The sequence below is a fragment of the Pseudoalteromonas sp. T1lg48 genome, from assembly GCF_002964785.1.
In the GTDB taxonomy this organism is placed as follows: domain Bacteria; phylum Pseudomonadota; class Gammaproteobacteria; order Enterobacterales; family Alteromonadaceae; genus Pseudoalteromonas.
Genome location: NZ_PQCC01000004.1, coordinates 513,913 through 530,856, shown reverse-complemented (window position 1 = coordinate 530,856; position 16,944 = coordinate 513,913). Strand labels below are relative to the sequence as shown.

Sequence of the window (16,944 nt, the reverse complement as noted above, 5' to 3'; positions counted from 1 at the left end):
GCTGGAGTAAAAAAACTGTCATCTTAAGGTCATTGTTTTATATTGCCTTGATATATAACAATATGTTCAGGTTCACAGACGATATTGTGCTAAGCTACAAGCAAATAAGACAAAGAATTACTTCACTTCATGACCCAGTCCTTCAACGCACTGTACCAAACAAGCAGCAGCGAGCAAGCCTATGAGCTTGCCTTATCGATGATCGATGAGGTATTTGCCGCCAAATACTGTTTTGTAGGTCGTCTGAGTGATGATGGCTCACGGGTACGCACCGAGGCCTTTCACGGGCAGGGTAATGTATTGGCCAACATAGAGTATGGGCTCCAAGAGACCCCCTGCGCCGATGCCTTACAAAGCCTGGATATCTGTATCTATAACGACCAAGTTGCGTCCTTATACCCTAAAGACACCATGCTCAGAGAACTGGGCATCAACGCCTATCTAGGCGTGACGTTGCGCGATGTGGCCCGCAACCCTATTGGCATCCTGGTGGCCATGTTTGAACAGCCGCAGGACTTTAGCGCGCAAAGCCTGCAATGGTTTCAAGACCTGGCCTTTATCGTGGCTGCACAGGCACGACATGATATAGATATTGAAAGAAAGAATACCATGCTGGCGGAGCTGTCGCTGCGCAATATCGTGTTCGAACAAAGCAAAGAAGCCATTATGATCACCGACAGTGAGAATAACATTCTGCGCGTGAATCCGGCGTTTGAACTCTATACCGGCTATCGTGAAAGCGAATTATTAGGACGCTCACCCGGGGTGTTGGCCTCGGGTCGTCACGACCAACAGTTTTATGCAAACATGTGGCAGCAGTTGCACAATCACGGTCATTGGCGTGGCGAGGTGTATAACCGCCGTAAAAATGGTGAGGTGTATCCGGAGGAGTTATCGATCACCGTTAATCGCGATGATCAGGGTGAAATCTCTCATTACATCGGTCTTTTTCGCGATATCAGCGATTGGAAGGAAAGCGAGCGGCAACTGCGTTTTTATGCCAGTCAAGAGCCACTTACCGGGCTGCATAACCGCCGCAGCTTCCTCGAACGGGTAGAGCAGCATATTGACCTGCATTGTGAGCAGCGCACACCGAGTTCACTGTTGTTTTTAAATCTCGACCGCTTTAAGGATATTAACGATCTTTATGGCCCGGAGGTGGGTGACAGGGTACTGGTGGCGGTGGCCTTGCGATTGCAACACTGCGTATTAAGCTCGGATGTGCTTAGCCGCTATGGTGGCGACGAGTTTACCCTGCTGCTGGCCAACAGCACAGCGCAGCAAGCCTATGCCTGTGCCCAGCGTATTTTAACGCATATCTGCCAGCCCATACGTCTTGGCGAGCTTAATATCGAGCTCACCTGCAGCCTGGGTATCGCCCATATTGACGACCATACCAAGAACGCCACGGTGTTCGTCCGTAACGCCAATCACGCCATGCTCAGCGCTAAACGGGCACAGACACAAAGCATAGTGGTCTACAGCGACGAGATAGAAGGTCAGTACTTACGCAAAATTCAACTGCGCGATAAGTTAGCCAAGGCCCTCAAAGCCAATGAGTTAACCGTGGCTTATCAGCCAATTATCAGCTTACGCAGTGGAAAAATCACCAAGTTTGAAGCGCTTGCCCGATGGCATGATGAGGAACTGGGCACCATTTACCCCGATGAGTTTATAGCCATTGCCGAAGAGTTTGGCTTGATCTCCGTGCTTGGGCAGTTCGTGCTTAAACGGGCATTGGATGATTTAGCGACGGTACACAAACGAGGCTATCGCCATATCGGTGTCTCGGTGAACCGCTCGGCCTCTGAGTTTAATCATTTATTGCAGCCGGTTGAGGCCATTTTAGCGGCGTTGCACGAGCATCAGATTGCCACCCATCAGCTCACCATAGAGGTGACCGAGTCGGTGGCCATTGGCGCACAAAAACAGGTGCAGGATCAGCTTAATGAGCTGCGCGACAAGGGCGTTAAGGTGGCTCTGGATGACTTCTGTACCGGCTATTCTTCGCTGAGTCACCTGATCGATCTGCGCGCCGACTACCTCAAAATTGATAAATCTTTTACCCAGCAACTGCTCGGTGAGCATAAGCACCAGGTGGTGATCGCCAGCCTGATAAAAATTGCCTCCGAGCTGGAGATGGAAGTGATCGCCGAAGGCGTTGAGTGCACCGAGCAGCACCAACAGCTCCGTGATTATGGCTGTCACTTTAGCCAGGGCTTTTATTATTCCGAGCCGGTTAACCTGGCTCAGGCTCTGGCCTTGCTCGAACAAGCGGACGCCTTGGTCAACCCTGTTGAGGTCAGCCAGTAGCGGCGAACCTCAGGCGTTCACCCCTTTGTTGTCAGCGCTCGTGCCCCTAATTAACAGTGTGAATTTTTATCGCCACGATAAAATAATCTTGTTTTACCGACGATAAGTGGCAACGCATAATGCCGCCTTTTGCTTATTGAGAGGGCACTATGCGCGGCTGGATAATCTACACTGATGGCGCCAATTTATTAAAACCAGAGCGATATGAAATCGAGCGACTACTGGCCGTTGCCAAAGAAGAGAATATCGAGCTGGAAGTTTACGCCCCGGATCAATTCGATCTCCTGGTGACTCGTGAAGATGACAAAAGTATCTTGATCGATGGCAAGCCGGTGCCTCTACCGGACTTTGTAATGCCACGCATGGGGGCCGGTACCACCTATTTTGCCCTCGCCATTATCCGTCATTTAGAACGCCTTGGGGTGTACTGCGTTAATGGTGCCCATGCCATCGAAACGGTAAAAGACAAGCTCTATGCGCAGCAAATCCTAGCCAAGCAAAACCTGCCGACGCCAACCACCATGTTGGTCAAGTTTCCCGTGAATATCGCCCTGGTTGAGCAGCAACTTGGCTTCCCCGTGGTGGTGAAAACCCTCTCTGGCTCCCAAGGCAGCGGCGTGTTTCTAAGTAAAACCCGCAATGAATTCGATGATCTGATGCAACTTATCGAGGCGACCAGCCCGCAGGCCAATATTATTCTGCAAAAGTTCGTCAAAAGCAGCCATGGCCGTGACTTGCGGGTGTTGACCATAGGCGGCCGAGCTGTTGCCTGTATGGAGCGCAACAGTGGCGGCGATAACTTTAAGGCCAATGTCAGCGCCGGCGGCACGGGCTCGCTGTATGCCATTACCCCAGAAATAGAATGGTTGGCAACGCAAACCGCCAATGCCCTGGACTTGGACGTGGCCGGTATCGATCTCTTGTTCGATGACCAGCATTTTAAAATTTGTGAAGCCAACTCCAGCCCGGGCTTCGAGGGGCTAGAGCAGGCCACCGCCATCGATGTGGCGCGGGAGATCTTCCACTTTATTCGCATTCGTCTGGGTATTTTCGATAAGCCGCAGTCGACACCCAAGGCAGCGAAAAAAGCGGCTAAGGAAGCCTTAGAAGAGCTGTAAAGACAGGCGGTCGGCAAATTGCTCCAGCGCATAAATACCGGCGCTGGAGTTGCCATATTCGTTGAGTTTGGGTGACCACACCGCGACCGTAAACTGCCCCGGCACCACGGCGATAATGGCTCCGCCGACGCCGGATTTACCCGGCATACCGACGCGGTAGGCAAAATCCCCGGCGGCATCATACAGGCCACTGGTAAAGAGCAGGGAATTAAGCTGAGAGTTTTGCTTGGCGGCGAGAATACGTCTTTTTGACGCCACATCGACGCCCTTATTCGCCAAATACGAAAAGGTGCGCGCCAATTCGGCACAATTCATCTCCATGGCACAAAAGCCAAAATACACCTTTAAGACTTCTTCCACCTCATTTTCAAAGTTATCGAATGACGCCATCAGATAGGCCATGGCGGCATTGCGATGACGATGCTGAAACTCCGAGCGTGATACCTGCTGGTTAATATTGATACGCGGGTTGCCGCTGAGCTGACGTACCGTTGCCAGCATATGATGGGTGGGCGCACTGAGGCGCGAATACAGGGCATCGCAGGTGACGATCGCTCCAGCATTGATAAAAGGGTTACGTGGAATACCCTGCTCAAACTCGAGCTGGGTCAGTGAGTTAAAGGCGGTGCCCGATGGCTCTTTACCCACCCGCTGCCACAGGGTGTCGCCATAGCGCTGCAGCGCCAGGGTGAGGGTCAAAACCTTGGAGACCGACTGAATGGTAAAACGCTGTTCGCTGTCGCCGCTGTAATAGCTTTGTCCATCTACGGTGTGCACCGCCATGGCAAACTGCTCGCCCTTAACCTGCGCCAGTGCCGGAATATAACTGGCTACCCGGCCCGGCATATCGGGCAAACGGCTCCGCACCTCGGTATTAATCTCGTCAATCACCTGCTGAATATTCATAGCACCCCAATCACTGCTTGGCTAATGTGTAATCATACGGAATTCGGCGGACGGTAAAAAGAGCCGGGAAGAAATTGACGCGCCCGAAGGGCATAACCTCGGGCGCGTTTTTGCGAGCGTGTGCCTTAGCGTTGCAGCATAAAGGTTTCGTATTCGAGGCGATCAAACTGGCGGTTAAGCCATACCAGCCCAAGCAAGGTGGTGAGCAGCATGGACATGGCAAAGCCGTAGCCGTACATTTGCGGCCCTAACATAATAGAGACCTCGGTCAGCACAAAGTTGGTCAATGCCATCACCGCCACCAGTGACAGAGCCTCATAACGTCTGTCTAGGTAGAACATCACGTTGAGGATCGCCATGACGATAACCTGCAAAGATACGCCCACCAAATCCACATAGAGCAGGTGCAAATAGGCCAGGTCGATTTGCAGCAGGGTGAGAATTTCTTCACTCCACAGCAGCAAGAGCGCCAGGGTTAACCCCTGCACCTTGAAGATCTGATAGAGACTGTTTTTACAATCCAGGACCATTTGGTCTTTGAGCAGATACACGGACTCCAGGGTGCCGCCGTCACGCACGGAATTATAAAATTTCTCGTTGGATTTGGCGAAATCCGTCTCCATATGCAGCATAAACACGGCCATGCCGGGAATAATTGCCAAGTAGGCGACGAAAATGGGCAGATCGTAAATATAGGAGGCACGAAAACCGCCGATGACCTCGAAGGACACCTCGGGATGCGACCAAAATACAAACTTGTCCACCCAAACCCCAAGGTTATATAAAAAACCAACCAGGGCGAGGGAGAAAAACGCTTGTCGTGGGTCTAAAAAGTCGAACGCGATCAGTTTGTTGGCGCTAAACGTGCGCAAAATAAAGAACAGCAGGACAAAGGCTATCAGACCCTGACAGGCGGCAAAAATAATCAGCAGCCCAAGGACACCGAAAGGAGGTAATAACCAGGCGCCCAGTACCATGAGGGTGTACCCGCCACAGAGGGTAAGAACAATGCGGTAATATTGCTTCATACCGCTTAAAAAGCCGATGATCAGCCACAGGTTACAGAGCACCACAAAGCCACAAAGCAGGCTCATTTTAACCGCCGAATCGAGCTCGGTCAGACCGAGTATGGCAATGCCAAGGACGCTGGCCAACATGGAAACGACCAGCATACAGCCGAGCAGATTCGGGGTCACCTTATGATCATTATGCTCAAATAAGCGGTCGGAGATAAAGCGGGTCAGTAGCACTTGGAATGCCCCGCTCAAGAGCAGCGAGCCCGCCATCATATAGGTCACCAGCACCAAAAACTGCACGATCAGGCTGCTGGGAAAAATGCGCCCTATGCTCAGCAGGCCGATGACCATCAGCGCCAGAATCGACAGCACCCAAGGGCCGGAGCCGACCACGGCGGCCAGGCCATAGGCTTCCACATAGGAGAGCAGGGTGTTTTTGCGCAGAATACGACGCAGCTCAAAACCTATTCCTGCCATGCTAATAGCTCCTCATACAGACCTTGGTAATGGTTATACATGGTGTGTTCCTGATAAAACCGCTGTACCCGCTTATAACCATTGTCACCTAGGCGGCGCCAGGTTCGCGCATCATTGAGCAAGGTTAACATTGCCGCGCTGGTTTGGTTCGGGTCGGCAATATTGGTCACATAGCCACTGCGACCCAATGCTTTGTCTTCATCGTTCATGCCTTCGAGTATCTCCCGGCAGGAGCCTACTTCGGAGGCAACGCAAGGCACGCCGGCGGCCATGGCTTCAAGCAGCACCAAGGGTTGTGCCTCACTGATCGAGGTGAGTACGCAGACACCGATATGGGGCATGATCTCGGCCACATCCTGCATGCCTAAAAAGCGAATATTGTCTTCCAACCCCAGGCTGTTGACCAACAGCTGACACTCATGGAAGTAGCTAGGATCTTCCTCGGTGGGGCCAACAATCCAGCCTTGTAGCTCGGGCTCTGTATTTACCGCGACCCGAATGGCACGGATAAAGGTTTTAATATCTTTAATGGGCACCACCCGACCAATTAAACCGGCGACTTTTGGCGGTGCCACCAGTCGTGAGTCGTAGGCTTCGGCAAAGCGAGCCATATTGATGCCGTTGACTATAATTTGTGTTTTCTCGGCCGGAGCGCCATCGTGGATTTGTCGCTGTCGGTTACCCTCATACAGCGCCACAATTTCATCGGCGCGATCATAGGCGGTGCGCCCGAGCTGCTCGAAGAAATCGATCCAGGTTTGCCGTGTCTGCTCCATCTTTTTATGAATACTGGTGTCCAACGCGCTGTGGCGGTCTTTGATCCAGCTCGCCTGGGTGAGGTCGATTTTACGTTCCTTGGTGTAAATACCATGTTCGGTCAGCAAAAGGGAGCATGTTGATGTTGTTTCGCCAAGGCGCCTAAAAATCCGGCATAACCGGTAGAAATACTATGGAACATGCGTGCCTTAGGCAGGTTCTCGGCGATTTTTACCAGGGTGAAAAGCGGGCTGTAAACATGCCTGAAGGTCCAGAAGTAATCGACGAAGGATTGCTGCTGAGCGTGCTGATAATATAAATCGACGATCACTTCCCAGGAGCGCTCGCTGTAGAGAAAATCGCTAAAACTCAGCCCTTGTTGTTTACCCAGGTTATCGAGCAGGCCTTGCAAGTGCTCGGGAGAAAGCGATTCCTCGGGGCGTTTAAAGCGCTCGATCACCGATTGCCACATGGTAAAGGCGGTTTTTTTACCGCGACGAGGGCGCGGCGTAAAGAGTCCGTGATGGTCCATCAGGAAGTGCTTTTCCATGCCCACCACGTTATCCGGTAATTGATAATATTGCTCGCCATACGCCGACTTACAGCCACCGATAAAAACCAGATAAAAATTATACTGGGGCAAGCCGGTGATCAACTGATGCACCCAGCTGGAGACGCCGCCACGTACATAGGGATAGGTACCTTCAAGCAGCAGGCAGATATCAATAGGCTTCACGACGCCAATACTCCCTTAATTCGTTGAGCGCTTCGCCTCGCTCCGTGGGTAAGTGACTTACCAAGAGTGCGGCATGACGGTAGTCCCCTTGCGCAAAGGCCGCTTCGGCTAAATAGGGGGCCACCTGTTTCATCAACAGGCCACTGCGCCTGGCTTGCTCCAGGTATTGAGAGGCGCCCTGATAATCTTGCAGTTCTAACAGTACCTTACCGAGTTGTAATTCGCTGCGCGCCGCCGGGGCAATTTGTTGGGCTTGCAACAGGTATTTTTTGGCCTGCTCCAGATAATGGGTGCGCAGTGGGCCATCGGCGAGACCCAGATAACACAACTCCCAATAGAGTTCGGCAATTTGAAAGTGTTGCGACGCGCGTTGTGTGGATTGTTGTTGTTTTAGGGCATCGATTTTTTGGTTGATGGCAAATTCAATCTTTTCGATGGCAGCATAGGCAAGCAGACGCACATCATCGGCCTTATCGGTGAGGGCCAGTTTCAGGAGCGGAATCGCCACTCGCTCTGGTAAGAAACGACAGGCATTCACGGCGATCTGGCGGCGCTCGTCCGAAGGGTTAAACAGCAAAATATCTTTGAGTGCGGCGGCGCCGTATTGACCTTGTTCCAATTGCTCTGGGTGCTGCGGTAACTCGAGGACCTCGGAGCGCTTCCACAGTGCCTGAGACTGTCCCTTGGGCAAATACAGGGCGAGAATAAACACGGTGGCCAGGCCGAGCATGCCGATAATGGGCATGCTAAAGGCGATGACAAAAATAAAGGCCATGGACGCCAGTACCGGCTTTTTATAACGCATCGGCAGCGCCAACCAACACAAGAGGGTGAAGGTTCCCGCTGCGGCACCGTGGCTGCTGGCATAGCCTAGCCAGCCAAGTAATCCGAGCTGGCTTTCACCGAGCAGATATAGGCTGGCGGACTCAAAGAGTATCGTTTGAAGAATCAACCAAATCTTCATCAAAGGCTCCTAAATCATCCAACAGCAGATTCACTTGCTGATGCTGTTCAAATACCAGCAGTGGTCCCACTACGTCCAGTTCATCGGCGGCATAGTTATGTTTATCGCTGAGGATCGCTGCTATGCGCTCGATAAATTGTTGCGCTTCTATGGCCGTGGTCATGGGGAGCAGCACACAAAGTACCTGTTTACCCTCGCTGTTTTCGCAGGCCCAATACACATCGGCACCCCGGCGATAGTCGGTGACCCGATACAGGTCGAGGTATTGTTTGGCACTGTTGTCGGTAAAGACCACCAGGGCACTGTCGACTCCGTAATGGCGTTTGTACCACAATTGATTGTCGAGATACTGGCTAAATAGCTGGCGTTGCTCTGGTTGCAAGATGGGTGCAAATAACTGGTGCGACATAAAGTTAGCTATATAGCCCGCAAGTAGCGCCATTAAGGCGATATTACCCTCGGTCAGGGACACAAACTTCACCTTTTCGGCCAAGAGCACGCCTTGAATTTCGCCGCTGACATCAACCATGGGCACCACCAGTTGATAGTGCAACTGATGCTCGTCGGACTCGATAAAGTCCGCAGGAGAAAGCACCGCCTTGGAGACCAGTACATCGGCCAACATGGGATCGCCCGGGTGTAACTGATGGTCGCTGCCCACCGTGGCCAGGGCACCGGGAACGAGCTTGCCGTCCCGTACCTCGTACAGTCCGGCCTGATACATGGTGATCACATCGGCGAACACCTGCAAACTCTTTTGCGCCAAATTGGCCAGGCGATTTTCGGTATGACCGGAAGCCGCCTGTTGCAACAATTGAATGCCGGTGCGCAAACTCATTTGCTTGCCCGCGGCGCGTTGTTCGAGCTGATCGTGAGAGATCTTTAACAGGTGGTAGTTTTGGGTAAAGCTTTTCAGCTTTTGTTCCATATATCTGTGGTTGAGATCGAATCTTTGGTTGATCTCGTGCCAGTGATCGCGAAACTCACCAACCAGCATGGTGACGACGGCGGTGCCCACCGACACCGAGAAACTAAGCTGAATTTGGGTGCCAAGCAGACGATCAAATAGGCCCGCGCCAAGCAGCAATAATACAAAGCTCATCATGCCGCGGCCAAAGCCATAGCGCAGCGCTATCAATACCGGTCCAAACATGGGCCAGTAGAAATAGTCGGTGGCCCTGTCATGACTCAGGGTCGATTGATAACCCCATATACTCAGCGCTAAGAAGGTAATGAACACCAACTCAAACCAGGCTATTGGCTGGTTATCGCTGCCAAGCAAGAGGCGATTGATAAGGGCATTGATACCCCGGCGTTTGCTATGTGGCATGGCCAAATTATTCCCAATCTAATTGGTCGAGTAAGTCTTCAATAGCATCTAAGGCAACGCCAGACAAGGACTCTCGTCCCCAGCCACTGTTAGATGCCGAGCCGCGCCACAGTTGTTCACCCGTGCTGGTGGCCAGCGTCAGAGTCAGGCCCACCGCAGGCTCGCCATCGAGACCATACTTGTATTGCCATTCCTGTACCGAGCCCGCAAGAACATAGCCCGCCGGTTGTTGCATCAGCCAGGCCTGCGCTTCTTGTTGGCGTTGCTGCGGCTCTAAACTGGCTTGCAGGTCGCCGACCTGAGCCTTGGGATACACGCGCACCTTGATGCCTTGCTCGGCCAGCGCCGAGGCCACCAGTTGTTCTGCCTGAGCCTGTGCCATGGGCATATTTGACTGGTTGGCAAAGGGCATAATGTACAGGGTATTGCCGCTATTCAGGGCCGGACTTTGGGCACTGTATTGGGAAGCACAGCCGGCCAAAAAAAGCGCTAACGCGGTAGTAAGTAAAGTTTTCATCTTGCTGTCCTCGGATCAAAAATCTAAAAAGTAACCTAAGTTAAAGGTGAGGCTTTCGCGACCATTCGGATCGGCGCTTTGCCACGCTCCCTTAATAAAGAATTCATCATTGCCAAACACGCGAATACCCAGGCCGATATTGGCGGAGTAGTCCGCTTCGTCGGTGACAAAGTTGTAACCTATGGCGCTGTCGAGCCAATAGCGCATGCCCGGTACCTGCTTGCCTGGCTCGCCGACATTACCATGCAGCAATTGTTGTCCCAATGCCAAACGGCGATAGCGGGGCGAAATAAAATCAGCTGCCACTACCGGCCTACCCAGATAGTCCGAGACACCGGTGAGGGCACGCTGGTCCAGGGTGTTTTCCTGGTGATCATATTGCACATAGGCCTGCCAACTCGGGGTAAAGTTAAACTGCTCGCTCAGGCGCACCGTGCTGTGCCATTGCTGCGCAATGGGATCATCGAAATCGGACTTAAACAGCGAGCGTGACACGCTGACACTCACCTGTTCATAGCGGGTGGGCTGCCAGTTTACTTCCCACTTGGCACTGTCTTCACGGCCGAGCAGGAACAGGTTTTCACTCTGTTCGGTGGCCATATTATGGCCTAGCTCGAGGCTGTGGCTGAGGCGTGACGAGGGTTGCCACATCAGGGTGGCAAACTGACCATAGAGTGTTTGCTGGTGACGGTCGCTGAGGGTCATGCCTACCTCACCGCGGTTGAGCAAATAATGCTGTGGACTTAAACGCCAGGTTAGCTTTGCGGTTCGTTGCTGGTAATCATCAAGCAGATCGCTCTTGGGTCGACCATGGTCATAGTAACCGTCGAGCAGCCACTGTCCGTTTTCAATGGGGCGGTAATACCTGAATTGCTCCGAGCGGACCTGCCATGAATCTTTTATCACATGCTCATAACGTAAGCCGTGGCTGGCCAACGGGTGCTGCTGTGCAAGCAGGCGTTGCAGCGGCGCGATGTCTAGTTTGGCGGTATGTGCGCCCAGCTGTTGCTCCGCTAATTGCCAGGCATGGGCGTTTTCACCTATTTGTGCCAAGGCCGATGCTCGAGTGAAATCATCGAGTTGCGTTGAGTTGTAAGTAAGCTGGTAGATGGCAGCACGGTCTTCGCGCGCCAGGGCCAAGGCCAATTGCACATAGACGTTGAACTGTGCATCCTTCAAATTGCTTTGCGCTTGCCACAACACTAGCTTTTGCAGTGCACTGGGCTGTGAGCTGGTTAACAGCATGCCGATATCCGCCGTGTTGCCTCCGGTCTGCAGGTGTTTGCTGAGCTGGGCATCCGCCAGCGCCGGGGATACGAACAGGGCCACTAGCGAGCGGTAACTCACTTCGCCATCGTCAGATTGGCGCAATTGTTTACTGAGGGTGCTGAGCACCTGCCAACGTAGGCTTGAGGCCTGGGCCAGACTGCCTTGATGCTCAAGGATTTGCGCCCAGCTTAATTTATCGGAGGCACTCATGGGAGCGCTATTATTGAGGCGTTGGAACCATAAATCCGCTTGTTGGAATAGACCCAGTTGTTGTGCTGCGATGGCGAGCACCTGGTATATCTCGCTGCTGTCTTGATCAGTGCCTATCAGGCGCCAATAGAGTTCACGCAACCACAGCTTGTCTCGCATGGAAATGGCCAGCCAGATGGCGCTTTGTTGCACGTCGTCATGCTGTGGATGGCTGCTCAACAACTGCTGTAACAAGGTCTTTGCGCTGGCAAAGCGCTCTTGATGCATGGCCAGGCGGACTCGTAATAGCTGCATATCCAGGCTGACATCGTCGCCATGGTTAGTAAGCAGGGCGGTACTGGTGTCTTTGAGTAATTGCGCGTCGCCTTGCTCCAACGCCTGGTTTAACAGGTAGTTAAGCAGCACTGGCGAATGGGTGCGCTGATAATAATCCCAAAGTAGGTTTATATCCTGGCGTTGTTTGCCGTTATGAGTGGCTACCAAGGAATAAGGATCTAAGCTGGTGTCGCCACGGTCGATACGTTGGTGCTGATAATAACGTTGTAGCTCGGTTGCTGCGGTGTAACTGGCCAGCTCCTGCAAGGTGATGAGCTGGTCGAGCGCCAAGCCCTGCGGAGTTGTGTATTGATGCAAAAGAGCCAGGGCCTGCTGCGGTTGGCCAATGGCCATAAAGCTTTGGGCGAAGTAGTTGAGATCGTTATAGTTGCTTGGCGTAGGAACCTTGAGCTGGTGCCATAGCTCAGTGGCCCTTTTGGGCTGGCCGATAAAGTTATAAAAACGTGCCAGTTGAAACCAATAAAGTGGCTCTTCGGGGAAGCGCTGATATAGCTGCTCAAGGCGCGTAACCGTGGCTGTGGCGCCGTAGGCCTTGTCGTTGAAGTTAACCCATTGCAACCGTTCTTCCTGGCTCAGTTGTTGAGCCTGCGCCAGTTGGTAGTAAAAATCACTTAGCGCCTGAAGGTCGCTTTGTGCCAAAGCTTCATTTATCCCTTGGCGCAGTTGTGCCACTTGTGGGTTGTAGCGCATTAAGCTTTTACTCATGGCGAGCGCATTATCAAGGTCGCCCAGCCATAAATAGTAGCTGTGCAGGGTGCTGATATGCTGTGCCGACGGCGTCGCCTCATTGACCTTGGATAGCCAGGTAATGGCGGTGGCGATATCGCCTACACCAATTGCTAGCTCGCTGGCCTGCAACCAGTCCCGACTATCGGCGCTGATGCTGGCCTTTTGCACCGCAAATTGGCTGGCATAGTTACTGTTATCTGCGCTGCGTGCAAAGTCGATGCCCTGTTGTAAACAGGCAAGCTCACAGAGACCGGCTTCCATATGTTGGTTGATCAGCGCAAGCCCCCGGGGCCAGCGTTGATGCTGCCGATACAGTGCCAATAATTGTTCAAAGTGCGCCTCAGAAGGCTGGCGTTGATAAAGTTGTACGCCGTGCGCCATGGCGGAGTCATACAGGCCGGCTTGCAACGCAAGTGTGAATAAGCGCTGCAGATCGTCTTGGCTATGATTTTTTAATAGTTTATGGGCCACTGCGGGTTGGCCAATTTGCAGGGCATACTCGGCAAAGGTTTGTCTTTGCTCGGGGCTAAGGTCATCGGGAAGGTATTTTAGGTAACGGCTGAGCTCACGTGTTGCCTGCTCTTTAAAGCGCGAGTCATGACTTAGGTACAGTAGGCTGCTGGCGTACATGCTTTGAGCGCGCAGCAATTGATCCGCATCGTTAAACTGGTTGAGCGGTGTGAGGTGCTGCAGCACTTTCTCATAGTCTTTTAAGCGGTAATACTGTTTGGCAAAGGCCATTTGCAGGCGCGGGGAGGGATCATCCGCGTCTTTTAACACCCGTAAAAACGCCAACGCCACGTTGGGGTCCTGCGCTTCGTCCAGGATATCAAGCAGCAGACCGCGGTTAGGTTGCAGTATCCATAACAGGGCTAAGGTGGCCAGGGCCAAACTGATCAGCGTACGGCGGTTGGTCAGAACAATGCGTTTATCCTGTTTGTTACGGCTGCCCAGTACGTACTTAGGTGTGGTCATCAGTGCTTACCACCCTGAGGTTGTGTATCACAGCTAAGGGTAAATCGCACCCGGCCCTTTTGTTTGCTGGTAAGGGTAAGCCGATCGCCGTTGTGCTTTTGTGTAATTGGTGCACCACTGTGTTGTTGTATGCGACAACCACGCGCCTGAGCAAAATGGGCTTGCAAGGGCTGGTGACTCATGAAGATGATATCTGTCTTGCCTCCTTCTTGCTGCCAATGCTCAAGCACCGCATTGGCACTTTGCAGATACATGTCCCCGGAAAAAGGCTTGGAATTTTGCGTCAGCTCGAGGCGAGCGCGCCTCGAAGACAAGGTCACATAGTTGCCATCGGGGCCGGCATTGACCCCGACCACTCCCTGGCTTTGACCACTTGGGAGTTGCTTTTTATGAAGGCGCAGGCTTTTGACGCCGGTGCTGGTGATATACCAGGCATCGTCATTGATTGATCTGGCTAAACCGGTCTCATACAAGGCGCGGGCGCGGTGCGCGTATTCGCTGAGGTACAAGGGCGTGAGCGGATGCTTATCCACCCAATCATAGATCTTTTCCAAAGCATCTAAGGACGCCGGGTAAACGCCGGAGTACATATGATAATAAACGCTCACCGGTTTTAGGCGGCGGGGTTCGCCAAGCAGTTCAAAGGTTTCAATAGCACGGCCAAAACCGCTGAAATTTTCCGTCCACAGCTCGGTATAGAGGTTTTCGTTCATTACCGGCGCATACACTTGCACCGCATCTTCGTACCAATTGAGGTGCGGCGTGACCTGGGCAATGGAGTAATTATCGTTCAGCACATAGGTATTACCGCCATTGATATTGTACAGGCCTAATTGATCGACCTTGGCGATGATATCGGCGGTAGGGTTAGCGGCGCCGGACCATAAGTAAACCTCGACCTGCTTGTCTTTTGGCGCCAGGCGTTCGTTGATATAGCGCACACTGGTAAAAATTTCGCGGTCGTAATCGAGGACATAACCGGGCACGGCTAAGGCATCGCCATAGAGCTTTTCCTTGGCTTTAATGCGCGGATCCCAGAAAAAGGGGTGGCTAAAGGTGTGTGACGCTATTTCAACATTATCCAGGGCAAAGATGTCTCGGGCAATGGCTTCAAGTTCGGGGCTCAGCTCGGGATAAAGCCCGGTTTTCGCTACCTCGGCCTCGATCACCGACACCGTATGAGGCAACTGAGAACGACGCAAGATATTGTTATAGATAGAAGCACCAGCAAAGGGCTTGCCCGGTAGCCAAGCCCGGGAAGGAAAACCATCGCCATCTATGTGAGCGGTAACGATGCGTTGACCCGACTCACTGGTGATATCGGCACTGGGAATAGGCGCCAATTGCAACAAGGGCACCAGATATTCAAATGGGTCAACGGGCCAGCGCTGGCGATCGCCCGGCAGTTCCTGCACCGTTAACGGTTCTAACCAAAGGCCACCCCATTGGCTGGCAGCAACGCCTATGCCTTGCTGTCCCTGCTCGTCGATAAGGGAAAGCTGGTCTTTTTGTGTTTCATCTTGCCAACGGTAGCGGGGAAATTGCTCACCTTGAGCCCGCGGCAGTGGGTACTTAAGTGTGGCGCCTTCCAGTTGTATAGCGCCGCGATAGTTGCCTTGCTGTTGCACACCCAGGCGAGCCAACAGGCCTGATTGTTCAGGCAATTCGCCGACTAAAACCGTAGGCAGCATGTCCAGGCTCTGTAACAGGGCATCGCGGGCGCTGGGTTGCTGATAGCTTACTTGGGGCAACCAGAACACCGCTGCGGCATAGCGATTCCAGTCCAGTTTGGGCAAAGCCGGTCCATGAATATCGATACACTGGGGCACATAGCCCTGGTATTCAATCAAGGTAGCCAGAAAGCGATGGCACTCGGATTGCTTTTTGACATTGACGGACGAATCATACAGGCCTAGCACGCGACGGCGCACCGGATAGCGAGTGGACACGCCAAACTGATAAAGCATGGGGTCGCTGATATAGGGGGTAAAGCCTAACACCGCTATGTCTTGTGCGGCCTTGATGCGCTGTGCATCCTCGGCGGGCAGATAATCAATGACTATGACTTCAATATTACTGGCTTGTACTTGCTGCAATTGCGCCATAAGCCATTGGGTGTCTTCGGCGCTTTGTTTTTGGTAGTGCTTGCCCTGATAATCATACGAATGAAACAAGGATTCGGCGACCACGGCCAGTGGCGGTTGTGCCAGATGAGGATAGAGTTCAAAGCCTCGGTTAAGGAGGATGGGTCCATGCACCTGTAACTCATCAATCAGGCTTATCAAGGCTTGCTGTTGGGCGTTAAATTGCCCTTGTTCTAGTACCAGTTGATAGCTATCCAGGGTGTCGAGAAAGAAACCGTCAAACCCGGCCGCACGCAGTTGTTGCGCCTGTGTAAACAGGTGCTGGCGCCAAGACTTGGCGCTGGCATCCATAATGCTGGCTTGCCACTGCTCGTTGTAACCGAGTACCGCCGAGGAGAAACGCGGTGCCAGTTGTTCATCGGCTTCGCCCAGGCTCAAGTAGGCAAATACCTGGGTGTTGGCACTTTTAAGCTGCTGTAATTGTGCCGCGGAGAGCTGCTCGGGGCTGACGACCACGCGCTCATAGCTGAGTAACTCCCGCGTTGAGTCGATATCACCGTAATAGAAGGCAATAGACTGGGGAGCCTGTGGCGTTTGTGCGACTCCCTGCTTTGTACTTATTAAAAGCATAAAACATAGTAGCGACGCGGTGATTATTGAGCGAAGTGCGTGATACAAGAACGTAAATACCTATAGCTGTTATTGTGTTAGCGCCTTGAGGTGGAGGAAATCCTTTCAAAAGCAGCAAGTTATAATTATCACTAATACTTTGATACTAATTTTATGTTATTTAGTTTCAATTACAAGTGATTTATTTATTTTACAATTGGTTTAACTCTTACATTTGTAAACCTAGGGCTTTTAAAGCAGATCACACCTAAGGCCTGCGACAGCACCACTTTGTAGCGATGTAAATGCAATTATGCTTTTGCGCGCAGTGTCGTTTCAGTAAGTGCCTCAGGTAGCTCTGATTCATTATCTGTTCAGTATAGTAACTCATTGGCAAATTTGGAAAATATTGCCAAGGTTAAAAACTAGACTGGTGAATTAAGGGCGTGAGGTCTCACTTATATAATGACTAATTTGCTAAAAGTTTGATCTAGATCAAGCTTTCACCCTGGAGAGATGAATAAAGCATCATTAAGGCTTTGATCCCAAAGTATTTATGAGGCGCAAAGCCAACTTTTTGGTAATATCCCGCCTTTAAA

The 16,944-nt window shown here is 52.2% G+C and carries 9 protein-coding genes and 1 pseudogene; 2 read left to right on the top strand and 8 right to left on the bottom strand.

Translation table 11 applies throughout. The annotated features are described in order from the left end of the window. The first annotated feature begins 129 nt into the window (after positions 1-129). Together C2M29_RS07845 and C2M29_RS07840 are read left to right on the top strand one after the other, a co-directional pair. Positions 130-2,313, top strand: coding sequence for a bifunctional diguanylate cyclase/phosphodiesterase (locus C2M29_RS07845; RefSeq protein ID WP_105189221.1), 2,184 nt, complete (start codon positions 130-132; stop codon positions 2,311-2,313). A gap of 149 nt (positions 2,314-2,462) precedes the next feature. Then, positions 2,463-3,431, top strand: a complete 969-nt coding sequence (locus tag C2M29_RS07840; protein WP_105189220.1) for an ATP-grasp domain-containing protein — start codon at positions 2,463-2,465, stop codon at positions 3,429-3,431. Here the strand turns inward: C2M29_RS07840 and glsB are convergent. The 8 genes and pseudogenes from glsB to C2M29_RS07800 form a co-directional block, all read right to left on the bottom strand. Then, a complete protein-coding gene (gene glsB, locus C2M29_RS07835; protein ID WP_105189219.1) occupies positions 3,417-4,337 on the bottom strand; it encodes a glutaminase B in 921 nt (306 codons plus the stop codon). The genes C2M29_RS07840 and glsB overlap by 15 nt on opposite strands. 125 nt (positions 4,338-4,462) lie before the next feature. Then, positions 4,463-5,830 carry an exopolysaccharide Pel transporter PelG gene (gene pelG, locus C2M29_RS07830; RefSeq protein ID WP_105189218.1) on the bottom strand — a complete coding sequence of 456 codons (1,368 nt, stop codon included), beginning with the start codon at positions 5,828-5,830 and terminating at the stop codon, positions 4,463-4,465. Beyond that, positions 5,818-7,250 (bottom strand): annotated as a pseudogene (gene pelF, locus C2M29_RS07825) (GT4 family glycosyltransferase PelF). The gene pelG and the pseudogene pelF overlap by 13 nt, the downstream one beginning before the upstream one ends. A gap of 58 nt (positions 7,251-7,308) precedes the next feature. Further along, a complete protein-coding gene (locus tag C2M29_RS07820; protein ID WP_105189217.1) occupies positions 7,309-8,286 on the bottom strand; it encodes a hypothetical protein in 978 nt (325 codons plus the stop codon). Next, entirely contained in the window at positions 8,249-9,616 is a 1,368-nt protein-coding gene (locus tag C2M29_RS07815; protein WP_158684676.1) for a PelD GGDEF domain-containing protein, read from the bottom strand. The genes C2M29_RS07820 and C2M29_RS07815 overlap by 38 nt, the downstream gene beginning before the upstream one ends. A gap of 7 nt (positions 9,617-9,623) precedes the next feature. Then, on the bottom strand, positions 9,624-10,133 hold the full coding sequence (locus C2M29_RS07810; protein ID WP_105189215.1) for a penicillin-binding protein activator LpoB: 510 nt from the start codon (positions 10,131-10,133) through the stop codon (positions 9,624-9,626). Between the two features lie 15 nt (positions 10,134-10,148). Then, a complete protein-coding gene (locus tag C2M29_RS07805) occupies positions 10,149-13,652 on the bottom strand; it encodes a tetratricopeptide repeat protein (protein ID WP_105189214.1) in 3,504 nt (1,167 codons plus the stop codon). Beyond that, positions 13,652-16,366, bottom strand: a complete 2,715-nt coding sequence (locus C2M29_RS07800) for an endo alpha-1,4 polygalactosaminidase (protein WP_105189213.1) — start codon at positions 16,364-16,366, stop codon at positions 13,652-13,654. The genes C2M29_RS07805 and C2M29_RS07800 overlap by 1 nt, the downstream gene beginning before the upstream one ends. Positions 16,367-16,944: the final 578 nt, after the last annotated feature.

What these genes read in the sequence shown, in the direction of transcription:
- C2M29_RS07810 (WP_105189215.1), bottom strand. Translation starts at nt 10,133, where the DNA reads ATGAAAACTTTACTTACTACCGCGTTAGCGCTTTTTTTGGCCGGCTGT.
- C2M29_RS07820 (WP_105189217.1), bottom strand. Translation starts at nt 8,286, where the DNA reads ATGAAGATTTGGTTGATTCTTCAAACGATACTCTTTGAGTCCGCCAGC.
- C2M29_RS07840 (WP_105189220.1), top strand. Translation starts at nt 2,463, where the DNA reads ATGCGCGGCTGGATAATCTACACTGATGGCGCCAATTTATTAAAACCA.
- pelG (WP_105189218.1), bottom strand. Translation starts at nt 5,830, where the DNA reads ATGGCAGGAATAGGTTTTGAGCTGCGTCGTATTCTGCGCAAAAACACC.
- C2M29_RS07815 (WP_158684676.1), bottom strand. Translation starts at nt 9,616, where the DNA reads ATGCCACATAGCAAACGCCGGGGTATCAATGCCCTTATCAATCGCCTC.
- C2M29_RS07805 (WP_105189214.1), bottom strand. Translation starts at nt 13,652, where the DNA reads ATGACCACACCTAAGTACGTACTGGGCAGCCGTAACAAACAGGATAAA.
- C2M29_RS07800 (WP_105189213.1), bottom strand. Translation starts at nt 16,366, where the DNA reads ATGCTTTTAATAAGTACAAAGCAGGGAGTCGCACAAACGCCACAGGCT.
- C2M29_RS07845 (WP_105189221.1), top strand. Translation starts at nt 130, where the DNA reads ATGACCCAGTCCTTCAACGCACTGTACCAAACAAGCAGCAGCGAGCAA.
- glsB (WP_105189219.1), bottom strand. Translation starts at nt 4,337, where the DNA reads ATGAATATTCAGCAGGTGATTGACGAGATTAATACCGAGGTGCGGAGC.